This window comes from Ureibacillus massiliensis 4400831 = CIP 108448 = CCUG 49529, assembly GCF_000772965.1.
GTDB classification, from domain to species: domain Bacteria; phylum Bacillota; class Bacilli; order Bacillales_A; family Planococcaceae; genus Ureibacillus; species Ureibacillus massiliensis.
Genome location: NZ_JPVQ01000136.1, coordinates 1 through 575, shown reverse-complemented (window position 1 = coordinate 575; position 575 = coordinate 1). Strand labels below are relative to the sequence as shown.

The following is a 575-nucleotide window of genomic DNA, read 5'->3' as shown; positions in this document are numbered from 1 at the left end:
TCTATTATTCCACCTATTACTTGATATATTGCTTGTTGGACCATACGGTCTCTAACACATGGAATGCCTAATTTTCGTTTTGTACCATCCGCCTTCGGGATTTCAACCCGTTTGACTGGAAGAGGCTTATATGAGCCATCTTTCAGTTTTCTCTTAAGATGGGGTAGGTATTTACTGACATGACCAAAAAGTTCATCTACTGTCATTCCATCTATTCCAGGCGCACCTTTGTTGGCTTTAACCTTCTTACATGCTCTGAAAAGATTATTACTATCAATTACTTTATCAATTAAATCGATACCATCTTGTTGACCTACTTCTTTAACGGCAGGACTACACACTCTTGCATACTCTTCAGTTTCCAACTTATCCCTTTGCAAACAGCCATCTTGCGATGTTTTCTGCGGTCTTTGCACTGCCATCACCTCCGTAATTCTTCAAGATTGCTATTGTTCAGTCCTTCATTTCAGAGAAACTACTATGACCTCTGCTGACTTCTTACAATTCAGCTTGCCATCACTGGTAAGCTTGTTCCTGTGAGATATTCCATCTCTCTTGTCGGGAACCCTTGTAAG

At 40.3% G+C, this 575-nt stretch carries 1 pseudogene; it reads right to left on the bottom strand.

What is annotated here, in order from left to right:
* Positions 1-416: pseudogene (locus CD30_RS19280) on the bottom strand (group II intron reverse transcriptase/maturase); the annotation flags it as partial.
* Between the last annotated feature and the right edge of the window lie 159 nt (positions 417-575).